We start from the raw sequence: 15,517 nt of genomic DNA, 5'->3' as shown, positions 1-15,517 counted from the left end.
TCCGCGACAGGGAGCCGGCCGTACATCCACCCTCTTGAGGAGCAGTAGCTGTGAGCAGCAACAACGGTGACGTCCGGCTCTGGGGCGGCCGGTTCGCCGACGGCCCGGCCGAGGCCCTGGCCAAGTTGTCCGCGTCCGTCCACTTCGACTGGCGCCTGGCGCCCTACGACATCGCCGGCTCCCGTGCCCACGCGCGTGTGCTCGCCAAGGCGGGCCTGCTCACGGCGGACGAGCTTGACCGCATGATCGCGGGCCTGGACCGGCTCGAAGCCGACGTGGCCGACGGTTCCTTCACCGGCACCATCGCCGACGAGGACGTGCACACCGCCCTGGAGCGGGGCCTGCTGGAGCGGCTCGGCGCCGACCTCGGCGGCAAGCTGCGCGCCGGCCGGTCCCGCAACGACCAGGTGGCCACCCTCTTCCGCATGTACCTGCGCGACCACGCCCGGATCGTCGGCGGTCTGCTCGCCGACCTCCAGGACGCGCTGGTGGGGCTCGCCGAGGCGCACGCCGACGTGGCCATGCCGGGCCGCACCCACCTCCAGCACGCGCAGCCGGTGCTCTTCGCCCACCACGTACTGGCCCACGTGCAGTCCCTGTCCCGGGACGCGGAGCGGCTGCGCCAGTGGGACACCCGCACCGCGGTCTCGCCGTACGGCTCCGGCGCCCTGGCCGGCTCCTCGCTCGGCCTGGACCCGGAGGCGGTCGCCGCGGACCTCGGCTTCGAGCGCGGGTCGGTCGGCAACTCCATCGACGGCACGGCCTCCCGTGACTTCGTCGCCGAGTTCGCCTTCATCACCGCGATGATCGGGATCAACCTGTCCCGGATCGCGGAGGAGATCATCATCTGGAACACGAAGGAGTTCTCCTTCGTGACGCTGCACGACGCCTTCTCCACCGGGTCGTCGATCATGCCGCAGAAGAAGAACCCGGACATCGCGGAGCTGGCGCGCGGCAAGTCGGGCCGCCTCATCGGCAACCTGACCGGCCTGCTCGCCACGCTCAAGGCCCTCCCGCTCGCGTACAACCGCGACCTCCAGGAGGACAAGGAGCCGGTGTTCGACTCCTGCGACACCCTGGAGGTGCTGCTGCCCGCCTTCACCGGAATGATGGCGACGCTCACGGTCAACCGCGAGCGGATGGAGGAGCTGGCCCCGGCCGGCTTCTCGCTCGCGACGGACATCGCGGAGTGGCTGGTCAAGCAGGGCGTGCCGTTCCGGGTCGCGCACGAGGTGGCCGGCGAGTGCGTCAAGGAGTGCGAGGCGCTCGGCATCGAACTGGACGAGCTCACGGACGCGCAGTTCGCGAAGATCTCGGAGCACCTGACGCCGGAGGTCCGCACGGTCCTCAACGTCAAGGGCGCCCTCGCCTCCCGCAACGGTCGCGGCGGCACCGCGCCGTCGGCGGTGGCGACGCAGCTGACCGAACTCAAGGCGGACCTGGTCATCCAGCACGCCTGGGCCGCGCACAAGCAGTAGCCGCGTCCCCGTGAGGGGCGGCCGGAGCACCCGCTCCGGCCGCCCCTTCGTCGTCTACGCCGGCCACGCCGCGAGCGCCTCGAAGTCCGCCGGGAGCAGCCCGACCCGCTCGTCGATCCGCATCAGCAGAGCCGGCGCCGGGTGGAGCCGGTCGACGTACTCCCGGTCCATGGCCGTGATGTCGTCGTCGACCCACGCGAACGGCCGGTGGCCCGCGTACTCCACGACGTACTGCGTCTTCCAGAAGGTGCCGCGCGGCGCCCGCCCGTGCATTCGCGGCCAGTCGATGAAGGGGAGCCGCGGCAGCCCCAGGTGCGGTCCTATCCAGTCGTTCGCCTCGTCCTTCCAGGTCGTCGCCCAGACCAGTTCGTACGTGTCCGCCAGTGCGAGCAGCTCCGCGCCGTGGCCCCGGTTCAACCACACCCGCAGGGGCCTGCGACTCTCCGCCTCCGACCAACCCCTCGGGCGCATCCGGTGGGTGCTGTAGCCCTCGGGGCGGCGCTGGGGCTTGGCCGCGTAGGGGTTCAGCGGTCCGTCGACGTCGATCAACAGCAGCGGCTTCAGCGGTTCCATCTCGGCATGATCCCTTCCGGGCGCCCCCGGGGCAGCCCGATATTCACAAGGAATGAGACATCAACGTCTCATTTGGGGTACAGTTGTCTCATGGCCATGGATCGTGACCAGGTGCTCCGCGACGCGGCGGCCCTGCTTTCCCGCAAATCGACCGCGACGATGGACGAGGTCGCCCGCGCCGCCGGCATCGGGCGGGCGACCCTGCACCGACACTTCGCCGGGCGCGACGCCCTCGTACGGGCCCTGGAGGAAATGGGCATCCGCGAGTTCGAGGTGGCGTTCGACAAGGCCCGCCTGGGCGAGGGGACGGCCGTCGAGGCGCTGCGGCGCCTGATCGCCGAGACGGAGCCCAACGCCCAACTGCTGGCCTTCCTCGTCACCGAGAACCAGCTCTTCGAGGGCGACCAGGTCCACGAGGGATGGGCCAGGCTCGACGCCCGAGTCGGCGCCCTGTTCCGGCGCGGTCAGGACGAGGGGACCATCCGGATCGACCTGAGCCCCGCCTGGCTCACCGAGGCCCTCTACGGCCTCATCGGCACCTGCGCCTGGGCCGTCATGGACGGCCGGGTCGCGGCCAAGGACTTCCAATACATGATCACCGAGCTGTTGCTCGGTGGCGCACGACGGAGTGTGGAGAAATGACCCGTACCGAACAGCTCACGCGGCAGGGGGAAGCGGAGGTGAAGGGCGGCGGCAGGTGGCTCGCGCTCTGCGTGCTCGTCCTGGCCGTGCTGCTGGTCGCGGTCGACGCCACCGTACTCGGTCTCGCCACCCCCTCCCTCAGCGAGGACCTGGAGCCGTCCGGCACCCAACTGCTGTGGATCGGCGACATCTACTCCTTCGTCATCGCCGGGTTGCTCGTCTCCATGGGCTCGCTCGGCGACCGGATCGGCCGCAAGAAGCTGCTCCTCATAGGCGCCACGGCCTTCGGTGCCGTCTCCGTGCTGAACGCCTGCGCCACCAGCCCCGAGATGATGATCGCGGCCCGGGCGCTGCTCGGCGTGGCCGGCGCGACCCTCATGCCGTCCACCCTCGCGCTGATCCGCAACATCTTCCACGACCCGAAGGAGCGCAGTCTCGCCATCGGGATCTGGGGCGCCACCGCCTCGGCGGGTGCAGCCGTGGGGCCGGTCGTCGGCGGAGCCCTGCTCCAGCACTTCTACTGGGGCTCGGTCTTCCTCATCAACCTGCCCGTGATGGCCGTCCTGGTCGTCGTCGGAGTCAAGCTGCTGCCGGAGTCGAAGAACCCCGTCGCCGGCCCCTGGGACCTGCCCAGTGTCGGCCTCTCGCTGATCGGCGTCATCGGTGTGGTCTACGCCGTCAAGGAAGTCGCCACCCACGGCGTCACCCCGGCGGTCGGTGCCACCGCCGTCCTCGGCGCCGGAGCCCTGTACGCCTTCGTGCGACGCCAGTTCACGCTGGGCGCGCCGCTGCTCGACATGCGACTGTTCAAGCACCGGGGCTTCTCCGGGGCGGTCCTCGCCGACCTGCTCACCGTCTTCGGGCTGTCCGGACTCGTCTTCTTCCTCTCCCAGTTCCTCCAGCTCGTCCAGGGCCGCGACCCGCTGGAGGCGGGCCTGGCCGAACTGCCCGCCGCGATCGGCGCGGTCGCCACCGGTCTGCTCGCCGGCCGCTACGCCCGCCGGTACTCGGTCCGCGTCATCGTCAGCGGCGGTCTGGCCGCCATCGGCCTGGCCCTGGGCGCGCTCACCCTGCTCCACAAGGAGAGCGGTTACCCGCTGCTCGGCGCGGCCCTGCTCGTCGTCGGCCTCGGCGCCGGATTCTCCTTCACCGTCACCGCCGACGTGATCCTCTCCAGTGTCCCCAAGGAGCAGGCCGGTTCGGCCTCGGCCGTGTCCGAGACCGCCTACGAGCTGGGCGCCGCCCTCGGCATCGCCCTGCTCGGCTCCATCGTGACCGGCGTCTACCAGGGGTTCACCGCCCCCGCCTCGGTCCCCGCGCCGGTCGCCGACGCGGCGCACGAGTCGCTGGGCGGCGCCGTCGAGGCGGGCCGGATGCTGGACCCGCAGACCGCCGGGGCGATGGTCGGCGCGGCCCAGGACGCCTTCGTCGACGGGCTCCGCTTCGCCTCGGGAGTCGGCGCGGCCGTCCTGCTGGCGACCGCCGCGGCCGCCTGGTTCCTGCTCCGCGGGCAGGAACTCCAGGACGGCGTCGAGCACTGAGCCACCCCAAGGGATGCTGTTCCGGCCAAAGTTGACACCCCGTCGACGCGCCGGACACCATCCCGCGATGGAGATCAACGATCTGACGCCCGCCGAACGCCGCGTGTGGGACGCCTTCCCGCGCGGCGAGGCCGTCGACTTCCGCGAAGAGCCCGAGGACAGCTCCGTCGACGGTGCCGGGTGGGGACCGGACCGCACCGTCCGCGCCGAGGTGCTCCGGGCCCTCCTGCTCGGCGCCGGGCCGGTCGAAGAAGGCCAGGTCGCCGGACTCAAGGTCAAGGGCGCGCGGATCACCGGCCCGCTCGACCTCAGGTACGCCGTCGTCGACCACCCGATCCGGCTGCGGGACTGCTGGTTCGAGCGTAAGCCGCTCCTGTACGGGGCCCAGTTGAAGGCGCTCGTCCTCGGCTACTCCACCCTGCCCGGCCTGACCGCCGCCACCGTGCGTGTCGAGGTGGTCCTGCGGCTCTCCTGCTGCCGGATCACCGGGCCCGTCCGCCTCCAGGGCGCGCGGATCGCCGGTGGTCTCTTCCTCCAGGGGGCCGTGATCGAACCGGCCCCGGGCGAGGTCGAGGGCGAGGCCGCGCTCCAGCTCAACCACGCCGAGATCGGCACCGACATCATCGCCAACGATCTCACCGTCCACGGCCAACTGCGGCTGAACGGCGCCACCGTGGGCGGACAGGTCCAGCTCGACGACGCCCGCCTCCTCCACCCAGGCGCGATAGCCCTGCACGCCGAGACGCTGACCGTCGGCACCGACCTGCGTGCCGCCCGGCTGCACGCCCGGGGCATGGTCAACCTCACCGGATCGCGCATCCCGGGGCAGGCCATGTTCACCCGCAGCGACCTCGCCAACCCCGGCGGCACCGCCCTCCGGGCCTCCAGCTGCTCCATCGGCGAGCTGTGGCTGCGCCGGTGCCCGCCGATCCGGGGCCATGTGAACCTGCGCCGTTCCACCCTCGACATGCTCCACATCGAGCCGCACAGCTGGCCCGAGCGGATCGCCGTCGACGGCCTCACCTACCGCACCCTCGCCCCCCACCTGCCCGCCGAGCAGCGGCTGCCCGCGCTGGAGCGCGAGGAGTCGGGGTACCTCCCGTACGCCTACGAGCAGCTCGCGGCGGCCTACCGTACGGCCGGCGACGAGGAGGCGGCGCGGACCGTCCAGCTCGCCAAGCTCCGCCGACACCGCGGCACGCTGCCCCGCCCCGCCAGGGTCTGGGGCCTGCTCCAGGACGGCACGGTCGGCTACGGGTTCCGCCCGCTGCGCGCGGCGGGCTGGCTGCTGGCGCTGCTGGTGACGGGCTCGCTCGCGTACGCCCTGCACCACCCCCGGCCGCTCAAGCCGGGGGAGGCCCCCGACTTCAACGCGGTGTTCTACACCATCGACCTGATGCTGCCGATCATCGGCTTCGGCCAGGAGGAGGCCTTCGCGCCGGGCGGCTGGTACCAATGGCTGTCATACCTGTTGATCGTGACCGGCTGGGTCCTCGCGACGACGACCGCCGCGGGCGTCAGCCGGTCACTGCGGCGGCAGTAGCGCTCGCCGGTCAGGACCTACGCGGCCTCCTTGGCCTTCGTGGCGTACATGTCCACGTACTCCTGGCCCGACAGCCGCATGACCTCGGCCATCACCGAGTCGGTGACGGCGCGCAGCACGTACCGGTCGCGGTCCATGCCCTCGTACCGGGAGAACTCCATCGGGCTGCCGAAGCGGACGGTCACCCGGCCCGGGCGGGGCATGCCCTTGCCGCCGGGCTGGAGCTTGTCGGTGCCGATCATCGCGAACGGCACCACGGGCGCGCCCGTCATCAGGGTGAGGCGGGCGATACCGGTGCGGCCGCGGTAGAGCCGGCCGTCGGGGGAGCGGGTGCCCTCGGGGTAGATGCCGAAGATCTTGCCCTCGTCGAGGATGCGGCGGCCCGTCATCAGGGCCGCTACTCCGCCGTTGGCGCCGTCCCGGTCCACGGGGATCATGCCGGCGCCGGTGAAGAACCAGGCCATCAGACGGCCCTTGACGCCCTTGCCCGTCACGTACTCGTCCTTGCCGATGAAGTGGACCGTACGGTCGCACACCAACGGCAGGATCATCGAGTCGATGAAGGTCAGGTGGTTGCCCGCGAGAATGACCGGACCGGTGCCCGGAATGTTCTCGATGCCCTCCACCCGGGTGCGGATCATCATCCGCATGACCGATCCGACGGTGGCCTTGATGAGCGCGGTACGGAACAACGTGAGCCCTCCGGCATCGAAAAGCGGCTTCGCACGACACAGTGGTAGTGCAGGTGAGGACGATACTCGCGGGTCACCGCTGATCGCACATCGGGTTCACGTGTCGGATACGCAGTGTTGACGCGTGTTCGCGCCATGTTCCGTCCGCGCCCCCCTCCGCGCCACCCGTCCGCGCCTACCATCGGCGGGCCGATCCGGCCGCTGACCTGGAGATCCCGGGGCGTGCGGCCCTCACACACAGGGAGTGACACCCATGGCGCAGGGCGGGGCAGCACGGCGTACGGTCCTGGGGGCCGCGGTGCTCGCGGCGGGGACCGGCATCACCGGACTGGCGGAGGGCACTGCCGCGGCGGCGGTCCCGGACGGCCACCGCGAGGGCGGCTACCGGGACCTGCCCGTGCCGCTGATCATCGGTCACCGCGGCTCCAGCGGCTACCGGCCCGAGCACACCCTGGGCTCGTACCAACTGGCTCTCGACCTCGGCGCCGACGTCATCGAGCAGGACCTCGTCCCCACCAAGGACGGACATCTGGTCTGCCGTCACGAGAACGAGATCGGCGGCACCACCGACGTCGCCGACCACCCCGCGTTCGCCTCCCGGCGCACCACCAAGTCCGTCGACGGGGTGTCCGTCACCGGTTGGTTCACGGAGGACTTCACCCTCGCGGAGCTCAAGACGCTGCGCGCGAAGGAACGTATCCCCGCCGTGCGGCAGCGCAACACGCTCTACGACGGCCGCTGGGACGTGCCGACCTTCGAGGAGGTGCTGCGCTGGGCCGACCAGGAGGGCCGCACGCGGGGCAGGCGCGTGTGGCTGCACTGTGAAACCAAGCACCCCAGTTACTTCCGGGCGCTGGGCCTCGGCCTGGAGGAGCCCCTCGCGAGGCTGCTGCGTCGCTACGGTCGTGACGGGGCGAACGCGCCCCTGTTCCTCCAGTCCTTCGAGCCGTCCAGCATCCGGCGGCTCTCCCGACTGGTCTCCGCGCCCCGCGTGGTGTTGCTGTCGGCGGCCGGCACCCGCCCCTGGGACTTCGAACTGGCCAAGGACCCCCGCACCGTCGCCGACCTCGTCACGCCCGAGGGCCTGAAGTGGATCGCCGGCTTCGCCCAGGGCATCGGCCCCACCCTCGACCTGATCGTGCCGCGCGACGCCGACGGCAAGCTGGGCACCCCGACGACCCTGGTGCGCGATGCCCACGCCCGGCGGCTGGTCCTGCACCCCTACACCGCGCGCAACGAGAACACCTTCCTGCCGGCCGAGTACCGCAAGGGCGCCGATCCGACCGCCTACGGGGACGCCTTCGGTGCTTTCCGCCGGTACTTCGAGCTCGGCGTCGACGGCATCTTCACCGACAACCCGGACACCGGGCTGCTCGCCGCCGAGGCCTTCCGGCCGGGCAGGCCTCCCCGCCCGTAGACCGCCCGGCGTCGCGGCCGTCGGCGCCGCGGCGCCGGCCGTCGCCGCCGTCAACAAGCGAGTCGAGTTACTCGTACGGGTGTGCTGTGTCCGGCGGGGAAACCGCCGCACACCCGTCCCGCGTCCCGCCCGGCATGGACGTGATGAAGGACACCGACCTCCTGGACGAACTGGGCCCGCTGCTCTCCGCGGAGGCCGCCGCGGAGGCGCCGGCCGCGGGGGTGGACGCCGCCGATCTGGAGCAGGCCGTCTGGGTCAGGCTGCTGGAACGGGGGCCCGCCGCCCCCGGTCCGGCCGGCGCCGCGGCCGGCGCCTCCGCCGAACGGGCCCGCTGGCTGCGCCGGGCGGTGCGCGCCGAGGCCCGCCGCGCCCGCCGCCGGGCCCGGCGCGAGGTGCCCTACGGCGCCCGGCCCGGCTGTGCGGGCGCCGACCCCGAGGACGCGCTCCTGCACGGGGAGCAGCGCAGGGTCCTTCGATCGGCCGTCGCCCGGTTGCCCGGGCGCTGCCCCGAACTCATAGGGGCACTTCTTTCGCCGAGGGACCTCACATACCGTGAAATCGCAGGAGAGTTGGGTATCTCACAAGGAAGTTTGGGGCCCGTGCGTTCCCGTTGCCTGGGATGTCTGCGCAGAATGCTGGCTGCAGAGGTTGCGGCTCCACGCCCGCGGGGAATGGAGCGGTAGACCAACGGGCTACCAGGTGAGCTGGAGGCATGCGCACATGGGTATGAGCGTGACCATTTCGGCGGCGGCCGCCGAGGACGTCGAGCAGATCTTCAAGCTCCAATACCTGGCGTTCCAGCGCGAGGCCGAGCTCTACGGCAACTACCGCATCCAGCCGCTCACCCAGACCCTCGACTCCCTCAAGGCGGAGCTCGCGACGGACACCGTGCTCGTGGCCCGGCTCGGCGACGAGGTCGTCGGCACGGTCCGGGGCAACGTCGACGCGGACGGCACCGGCAAGATCGCCAAGCTGTGCGTCCACCCCAGGCTCCAGGGCCACGGGCTGGGCGCCCGGTTGCTGCGCGCGGTGGAGGAGGCGCTCGCGGGTGACGGCGGGACCAGCCGGTTCCGGCTGCACACCGGTCACAAGAGCGAGTCGAACCTGCGCCTCTACCGCAAGGCGGGCTACGTCCGGGTCGGCGACCGGACCGCGTCCGACGGGGTCCACCTCGTCATCCTGGAGAAGGAGACGAAGGACGCGGCCGACTTCGCGGTCAGCGCCTGACCCGCCCGGCCGAGTCCGCGTCAGCCGGGGCCGCGGGCACGCGTCTTCGCGTCAGCGCTTCGCCCGCAGCCAGAGCATCCCGGTGATCGGCAGGATCACCGGGATGAACAGGTAGCCCATGCCGAACTGCGACCACACCGTGCTGTCGGGGAACGCCTCGGGCCGCACCAGGGTCCAGGTCCCGACGACGAGCACACCGGTCAGCTCGGCGGCGCAGCACAGCCGCGCCGCCTTGCGGGCCGTCTCCCCGCCGCGCACCAGCGAGTACGTGATGAACACATAGACGATCGCGGCCACCGCCGACAGCGAATACGGCAGCGGGGCCCGGTCGAACTCGGTGGAGATCTGGTAGGCCGAACGCGACACCGCGCCCACCGTGATCACCCCGTACAGCCACACCAGCAGCAGCCCCGGTCCGGAGACCAGCCGTTCGCGTCCCACGGGCGCCCCGGCGGTGTCGGCCGCGGCGCGATCGGTGTCGGGCAGATCAGGCACCGGCGGTTCCCCAGATGTCGTAGAGGCGTACTTCGAGGACGGCGAGGACGACCGCGCCCGCGGCCACCGTCACCGAACCCCACTTGGTGCGTTCGGTGAGCGAGAGCAGCCCGGCCGCCGGGACCGCCGCGAAGGCGCCGAGCAGGTAGGCGACGAACAGCACCGTGCCCTGCTCCGGCTTCTCGCCCGAGGCCAGCTTGACCACGCCGACCACCAGCTGGGCGAGGACCAGGACGGTCACCACGGCCATGCCGATGAAGTGCCAGTCCTTGGTCGGCTGGTTCCGCAGGGCGGCGAAACCGCACCAGGCGGCGAGGGCGAGTGCGGCCGCGCCGAGGGCGACCGTCAGGGCGTCGAGCATGCAGCGAGGGTATTACGGGGCGAAAGATCCGCTGCGCGCGCCCCCGGAGGGCCCCGTGGGCATGCTCCGCACCGTCGGACGTCGCCTCCGACATTCCGTCCGGCATGCGAACCGATTGCGTCCGGTATCCGGACAGCGTTGAACGCTGAGCCGATGGGTCTGCTTTACTGGGCCCATGACCACGACGAGCAGCCGCACCCTTGCGACCGAGGCGACGATGACGCCCGGTGCTCGTTGTATGTGTCGAATGTGCGCCTTCTGAGGGCCCCTTCCCCGCAGTCTCGCGCCCCGAAGCGAGACCGGCCGAGCCCCGTGGACACCATCGTGTGACACCCGGAAACGCTCCCGCCCCGCGCACGCGTCCGCCTCACCCGTTTGTGACGGTACGACCCGTATCGCGTGCCAGATGTTTGCCCCGTGCCCGGCACCCCGCTGCGCCGCGCACTCGACAGCGACGGAAATCCTGTGATCACCACATCGGGCCTCACGAAGGTCTACCAATCCCGTGGCCGCGAGGTCACCGCCCTGGACGGCGTCGACCTCCACGTGAAGGAGGGCGAGGTCTTCGGAGTCATCGGCCAGAGCGGCGCCGGCAAGTCCTCCCTCATCCGCTGCGTGAACCTGCTGGAGCGCCCCACCAGCGGCACCGTGACCGTCGACGGCGTCGACCTCACCGCGCTCGCCGGCCGCGGCCGGCGCGCCGGCAAGGAGCTGCGCGAGGCCCGCGGCCGCATCGGCATGGTCTTCCAGCACTTCAACCTGCTGTCCTCGCGCACCGTCCAGGGCAACATCGAGCTGCCCCTGGAGATCCTCGGCGTCTCCGGCCGCGAACGCTCCCGCAAGGCCGCCGAACTCCTCGACCTCGTCGGACTCTCCGACAAGGCCAAGGCCTACCCCGGCCAGCTCTCCGGCGGTCAGAAGCAGCGCGTCGGCATCGCCCGCGCCCTGGCCGGCGACCCCAAGGTGCTCCTCTCCGACGAGGCCACCAGCGCCCTGGACCCCGAGACCACTCGCTCCATCCTGCAACTGCTGCGCGACCTCAACCGCCGGCTCGGTCTGACGGTGCTGCTCATCACGCACGAGATGGACGTGGTCAAGGCCGTCTGCGACTCCGCCGCGCTGATGAAGGGCGGCCGGGTCATCGAATCCGGCACCGTCTCCGAACTGCTGGCCACCCCCGGTTCCGAACTCGCCGGTGAACTCTTCCCCGTCAGCGGCGCCGCCACCGGCCCCGACCGCACGGTCATCGACGTCACCTTCCAAGGCGCCGCCGCGACCCGGCCGGTCATCTCCCAGCTCGCCCGGACCTACAACATCGACATCTCCATCCTGGGCGCCGCCATGGATACCGTCGCCGGCAAACAGATCGGCCGGATGCGCATCGAACTGCCCGGTCGCTACGAGGACAACGTGGTCCCGGTCGGCTTCCTGCGCGAGCAGGGCCTCCAGGTCGACGTGGTCGAGGACGACCCGTCCGCCGAGCAGGGCGTGGACGAAGACGTGATCGCCGACGCGGAGCTCGCCGAGCTCGTCAAGGACGGTGCCAAGTGACCTGGTCCGAAATGCAGCCCCTGCTCACCCAGGGCACCTACGACACCCTCTACATGGTGCTGTGGTCGACGCTGGTCACCGTCGCGGGCGGACTGCCCATCGGCATCCTCCTCGTCCTCACCGACCGGGGCGGACTGCTCCAGAACCAGCCGCTCAACAAGGTGCTCGGCGTGATCGTGAACATCGGCCGCTCGCTGCCGTTCATCATCCTGCTGATCGCCCTGATCCCCGTCACCACCGCCGTCGTCGGCACCTTCATCGGCCCCACCGCCATGATCGTCCCGCTCGCCATCGGCGCCGTCCCCTTCTTCGCGCGGCTCGTCGAGACGGCCGTCCGAGAGGTGGACCCCGGCCTCGTCGAAGCCGTCGAGTCCATGGGCGGCGGCGTCCCGACCCTGGTCGGCAAGGTCCTGCTGCCGCAGGCGCTGCCCTCCCTCATCGCCGGCGTCACCACCACCGTCATCACCCTGGTCGGCTACTCGGCCATGGCGGGCGCGGTCGGCGGCGAAGGGCTCGGCTCCAAGGCCATCACGTACGGCTTCCAGCGCTTCGAGACCGGATTCATGGTCGCCACGGTCGTCGTCCTGATCGCCCTCGTCACCGTCATCCAGCTGATCGGCGACGGCGTCGTACGCGTCCTCTCCCGCCGCGGCCGCACCGCCTGACCGGCGACGGCCGGCAAGACTTCCCCGCCCCCCCGGAAAGCCCGCACTTGTCGTGCTTGGGCCACCACCCGCAAGACCCGCGCGAGACCCGCGTACTTGCACCGCAATGAAAGGCACTCTTCGTGCGTAAGAACATCAAGCTCACCGCCTTCGCCGCCGTCTCCGCCGCGCTCGCCCTCGGCCTCACCGCCTGCGGCAGCTCCTCGGACCCGTCCTCCGCCAAGGCCGACGGCGGCAAGGCCGACGAGAGCAAGCCGCTCGTCATCGCGGCCTCCCCGAGCCCCCACGCCGACATCCTGAACTTCGTCAAGGACAAGCTGGCGGCGAAGGAAGGCCTCAAGCTGGAGGTGAAGGAGTTCACGGACTACGTCCTGCCCAACACCGCCACCGAGCAGGGCCAGGTCGACGGCAACTACTTCCAGCACAAGCCGTACCTCGACGACTTCAACAAGAAGAACGGCACCCACATCGTGCCCGTCGTGAACGTGCACCTGGAGCCGCTGGGCCTCTACTCCAAGAAGGTCAAGGCCGTCGGTGACATCAAGGCCGGCCAGACGATCGCCGTCCCCAACGACACCACCAACGAGGGCCGTGCGCTCCAGCTGCTCGCCGCCAACAACCTGATCACCCTCAAGGAGGGTGTCGGCACCGGCGCCAAGCTGTCCGACATCACGGACAAGAAGGGCCTGGAGTTCAAGGAGCTGGAGGCCGCCACGGTCCCCCGCGCCCTGAACGACGTCGACGCCGCCGTCATCAACGGCAACTACGCCCTGGAAGCCAAGCTCGCGCCCGCCAAGGACGCCCTGATCCTGGAGAAGGCCGACGGCAACCCCTACGCCAACTTCCTCGCGGTCAAGGACGGCAACCAGAACGACCCGCGCGTCCAGAAGCTCGCCAAGCTGCTGAACTCCGACGAGGTCAAGAAGTTCATCGAGGACAAGTACCAGGGCTCCGTCACCCCCGCCTTCGGCGCCCCCAAGGCCTAGGCCTGTCGCCCGGCGGATGCGGGGGCGCACGCCTCCGCACCCGCCGGGGTTTTCGGCCCCGCGCGCCCGGTCGGGCGAGCGGGGCCCGCGCCTGCCCGCATCCGGGCAGCCCGGCCCTGCACATCACCACCGCGATGCTGCATGCTGTGGCCTACGACCCGCACGAACGGTCCCCCCGCACCACGGTCGCACCACGGTCTCAGGCATGGAGCTGCGCATGACTACCACCTTCCCGGACGTCACGATCAGCACGGACCGGCTGGTGCTGCGCCCGTTCGAGGAAGAGGACGTCACCGCTCTGACCGAGATGATGAACGACGAGCAGGTCATCGCCTGGACCTCCGCCCCCCACCCCTACACCCGCGCCGACGCCCACGACTGGGCCACCCGGCGCTCGCACGCCGAACGCACCGAGGGGCGGGGCATCGTCCTCGCCGTCACCGAGTTCCTCACCCATCGTCTCGTCGGCGCCGTGCACCTGCGCAACACCGACTGGCGCACCCGCGCCACCGAGGTCGGCTACCTCACCGCCCCCTGGGCCCGCGGCGAGGGCTACGCCGGCGAGTCGGTCCTCGCCGTCGCCCAGTGGCTCTTCGACGACCGCCGCTTCGAGCGCCTCGAACTGCGCACCGCCGCCGACAACACCGCCTCCCACCAAGTGGCCCAGAAGATCGGCTGCATCAGCGAGGGCGTCCTGCGCAACGCGTGCATAGTGCGCACCCAGACGGCGGACGGCGGCTGGACCGAGACCCGCAGCGACCTCATCGTGTGGGGGCTGGTCCCCGAGGACGTCGAAGACACCGGCGGCTATGACGAGTACCCCGGCCAGGGCGAGCAGTACGAGATCCGGGAGCGGGCGGACGTGGGCTGCCACAGCGTCGGCGCCGACCGGAACTGACCCGATGACCAGGTAGTCTCACCGTGCCCGCCCCGCCCGACGAGGCTTCGCCTGCCCCCACCACAGGAGACTGACGACGATGGCCGACCGGGTCACGGTGATCGGCTGGGACGGCTCGGCGCTGACCGCGCCCGCCCGGTCCGCACTCTCGGCCGCCACCCTGGTGGCCGGCGCCGCCCACCACCTCGCGCTGCCCGAGGTACCGCCCACCGCCGAACGCATCCGCCTCGGCAGCATAGGGCTCGCCGCCCGCCGGATCGCCGGCCACCGCGGCAGCGCCGTCGTGTTCGCCGACGGCGACCCCGGCTTCTTCGGGGTCGTCCGCACCCTGCGCGCCCCCGAGTACGGCCTCGAAGTCGAGGTGGTCCCCGCCGTCTCCTCCGTCGCCGCCGCCTTCGCCCGCGCCGGGATGCCCTGGGACGACGCCCAAGTGGTGGTCGCGCACCCGCGCACCCTGCGCCGCGCCGTCAACGTCTGCCGTGCCCACCCCAAGGTCGCCGTGCTCACCGCGCCCGGCGCGGGGCCCGCCGAACTCGCCCTGCTGCTCGGCCCGGTGCACCGGACCTTCGTCATCTGCGAGGAACTGGGCACCACCCGGGAGCGGGTCACCGTCCTCACCTCCGACAAGGCCGCCGACCACAGCTGGCGCGACCCCAACGTCGTCATCGTCATCGGCGGCCAGGTCCCCGCGACCGCCGAACCGGCCTGGCTGCTGGGCCGCAACGCCGGCCGACCCGCCGAACGCGGCTGGGCCCGGCCCGGAGTCGCAGCCGGCGAAGGCGAGGCGGCCCACCTGCGCGCCGCCCAACTCGCCCGACTCGGCCCGCGCCCCGGCGACCTCGTCTGGGACATCGGCTCCGGTTCCGGCGCACTCGCCGTGGACGCCGCCGCGTTCGGCGCCGCAGTCATCGCCGTCGACGCGGACCCGGGGGCGTGCGAACGCGTAACCGCCCTCGCCCGCGCCCGCGGAGTGCAGATCCAGGTCGTCGCCGGACGCGCCCCCCTCGTACTCGAAGACCTGCCCGAACCCGACGTCGTGCGGGTGGGCGCCGGCGGGGCCGCGGTGGTGTCGGCCGTCGCCGACCGCCGGCCCGAACGCATCGTCAGCCACGCCTCCACCCGCGACGAGGCCGAGGCCATCGGCCGCGCGCTCACCGAACACGGGTACGCCGTCGAGTGCGCCCTGCTCCAGTCCGTCGGACTCGACACGCGGACCTGGGACGAACAGGACCGTTCCGTCGTGTTCCTGCTGGCGGCGGAGCGGCCCCGAACCGCCCGGACAGGACCGGACGCGGCCCCCGGGGTAGGCTGACCGATCGTCGTACTGCCTCGGCGGACGCGGGACGTGGCGCAGTCCACAACGGACCGTGCTGATTTCTGGCCCACACGACGGCTGACGGGCGCGACAATGCTCAGTAGTTGTCGTGCGGACGCACCCGAGGCGAACG

Annotated in this window: 16 protein-coding genes; 12 read left to right on the top strand and 4 right to left on the bottom strand. The window is 71.5% G+C overall.

All coding sequences use genetic code 11. The features are described from left to right. The first annotated feature begins 50 nt into the window (after positions 1-50). Positions 51-1,478, top strand: coding sequence for an argininosuccinate lyase (argH, locus tag E6R62_RS02975; RefSeq protein ID WP_136211033.1), 1,428 nt, complete (start codon positions 51-53; stop codon positions 1,476-1,478). A gap of 54 nt (positions 1,479-1,532) precedes the next feature. Here argH and E6R62_RS02970 read toward each other — a convergent pair whose 3' ends face one another. Beyond that, positions 1,533-2,042, bottom strand: coding sequence for an HAD domain-containing protein (locus E6R62_RS02970; protein WP_136211171.1), 510 nt, complete (start codon positions 2,040-2,042; stop codon positions 1,533-1,535). A 99-nt stretch (positions 2,043-2,141) separates the two neighbouring features. Here E6R62_RS02970 and E6R62_RS02965 point away from each other — a divergent pair, with 99 nt between their 5' ends. The 3 genes from E6R62_RS02965 (at position 2,142) to E6R62_RS02955 (ending at position 5,777) form a co-directional block, all read left to right on the top strand. After that, positions 2,142-2,693 carry a TetR/AcrR family transcriptional regulator gene (locus tag E6R62_RS02965; protein WP_136211031.1) on the top strand — a complete coding sequence of 184 codons (552 nt, stop codon included), beginning with the start codon at positions 2,142-2,144 and terminating at the stop codon, positions 2,691-2,693. Further along, a complete protein-coding gene (locus E6R62_RS02960) occupies positions 2,690-4,234 on the top strand; it encodes an MFS transporter (protein WP_136211030.1) in 1,545 nt (514 codons plus the stop codon). The genes E6R62_RS02965 and E6R62_RS02960 overlap by 4 nt, the downstream gene beginning before the upstream one ends. 67 nt (positions 4,235-4,301) lie before the next feature. Next, on the top strand, positions 4,302-5,777 hold the full coding sequence (locus tag E6R62_RS02955; protein ID WP_136211028.1) for a membrane-associated oxidoreductase: 1,476 nt from the start codon (positions 4,302-4,304) through the stop codon (positions 5,775-5,777). A 17-nt stretch (positions 5,778-5,794) separates the two neighbouring features. On the opposite strand, the gene E6R62_RS02950 is transcribed toward E6R62_RS02955, so the two are convergent. Beyond that, positions 5,795-6,469 (bottom strand): 1-acyl-sn-glycerol-3-phosphate acyltransferase, encoded by a 675-nt coding sequence (locus E6R62_RS02950; RefSeq protein WP_136211026.1) that lies wholly within the window; start codon positions 6,467-6,469, stop codon positions 5,795-5,797. Positions 6,470-6,713: 244 nt separating this feature from the next. Here E6R62_RS02950 and E6R62_RS02945 point away from each other — a divergent pair, with 244 nt between their 5' ends. From E6R62_RS02945 to E6R62_RS02935, 3 genes are all read left to right on the top strand, one after another. Further along, positions 6,714-7,886, top strand: a complete 1,173-nt coding sequence (locus E6R62_RS02945) for a glycerophosphodiester phosphodiesterase (RefSeq protein ID WP_240801439.1) — start codon at positions 6,714-6,716, stop codon at positions 7,884-7,886. 134 nt (positions 7,887-8,020) lie between these two features. Then, complete coding sequence (locus E6R62_RS02940; RefSeq protein WP_206308635.1) at positions 8,021-8,569, top strand: sigma-70 family RNA polymerase sigma factor; 549 nt, start codon at positions 8,021-8,023, stop codon at positions 8,567-8,569. A gap of 37 nt (positions 8,570-8,606) precedes the next feature. Beyond that, positions 8,607-9,113: a GNAT family N-acetyltransferase gene (locus tag E6R62_RS02935; protein ID WP_136211022.1), complete on the top strand. Its 507-nt coding sequence runs from the start codon at positions 8,607-8,609 to the stop codon at positions 9,111-9,113. A gap of 51 nt (positions 9,114-9,164) precedes the next feature. Here E6R62_RS02935 and E6R62_RS02930 read toward each other — a convergent pair whose 3' ends face one another. Both E6R62_RS02930 and E6R62_RS02925 read right to left on the bottom strand, forming a co-directional pair. Beyond that, complete coding sequence (locus tag E6R62_RS02930; protein ID WP_240801449.1) at positions 9,165-9,599, bottom strand: hypothetical protein; 435 nt, start codon at positions 9,597-9,599, stop codon at positions 9,165-9,167. A gap of 1 nt (position 9,600) precedes the next feature. Further along, complete coding sequence (locus E6R62_RS02925) at positions 9,601-9,969, bottom strand: hypothetical protein (protein WP_136211020.1); 369 nt, start codon at positions 9,967-9,969, stop codon at positions 9,601-9,603. A 465-nt stretch (positions 9,970-10,434) separates the two neighbouring features. Between E6R62_RS02925 and E6R62_RS02920 the strand changes: the two genes are divergently transcribed. The 5 genes from E6R62_RS02920 (at position 10,435) to cbiE (ending at position 15,381) form a co-directional block, all read left to right on the top strand. Continuing rightward, positions 10,435-11,520 (top strand): methionine ABC transporter ATP-binding protein, encoded by a 1,086-nt coding sequence (locus E6R62_RS02920; RefSeq protein WP_136211165.1) that lies wholly within the window; start codon positions 10,435-10,437, stop codon positions 11,518-11,520. Beyond that, positions 11,517-12,185, top strand: a complete 669-nt coding sequence (locus E6R62_RS02915; protein WP_136211018.1) for a methionine ABC transporter permease — start codon at positions 11,517-11,519, stop codon at positions 12,183-12,185. The genes E6R62_RS02920 and E6R62_RS02915 overlap by 4 nt, the downstream gene beginning before the upstream one ends. A 122-nt stretch (positions 12,186-12,307) precedes the next feature. Next, the gene (locus tag E6R62_RS02910; RefSeq protein WP_136211016.1) at positions 12,308-13,171 is read left to right on the top strand and encodes a MetQ/NlpA family ABC transporter substrate-binding protein; all 864 of its coding nucleotides are present in this window, start codon (positions 12,308-12,310) and stop codon (positions 13,169-13,171) included. 217 nt (positions 13,172-13,388) lie between these two features. Beyond that, positions 13,389-14,069, top strand: coding sequence for a GNAT family N-acetyltransferase (locus E6R62_RS02905; protein ID WP_136211014.1), 681 nt, complete (start codon positions 13,389-13,391; stop codon positions 14,067-14,069). Between the two features lie 79 nt (positions 14,070-14,148). Then, positions 14,149-15,381: a precorrin-6y C5,15-methyltransferase (decarboxylating) subunit CbiE gene (gene cbiE, locus E6R62_RS02900; RefSeq protein WP_136211012.1), complete on the top strand. Its 1,233-nt coding sequence runs from the start codon at positions 14,149-14,151 to the stop codon at positions 15,379-15,381. Positions 15,382-15,517 lie beyond the last annotated feature (136 nt).

Source organism: Streptomyces sp. A1136, assembly GCF_004795055.1.
Lineage (GTDB): Bacteria > Actinomycetota > Actinomycetes > Streptomycetales > Streptomycetaceae > Streptomyces.
Note: the sequence above shows the minus strand (reverse complement) of the source record. Positions and strands in the feature narration are given on the sequence as shown.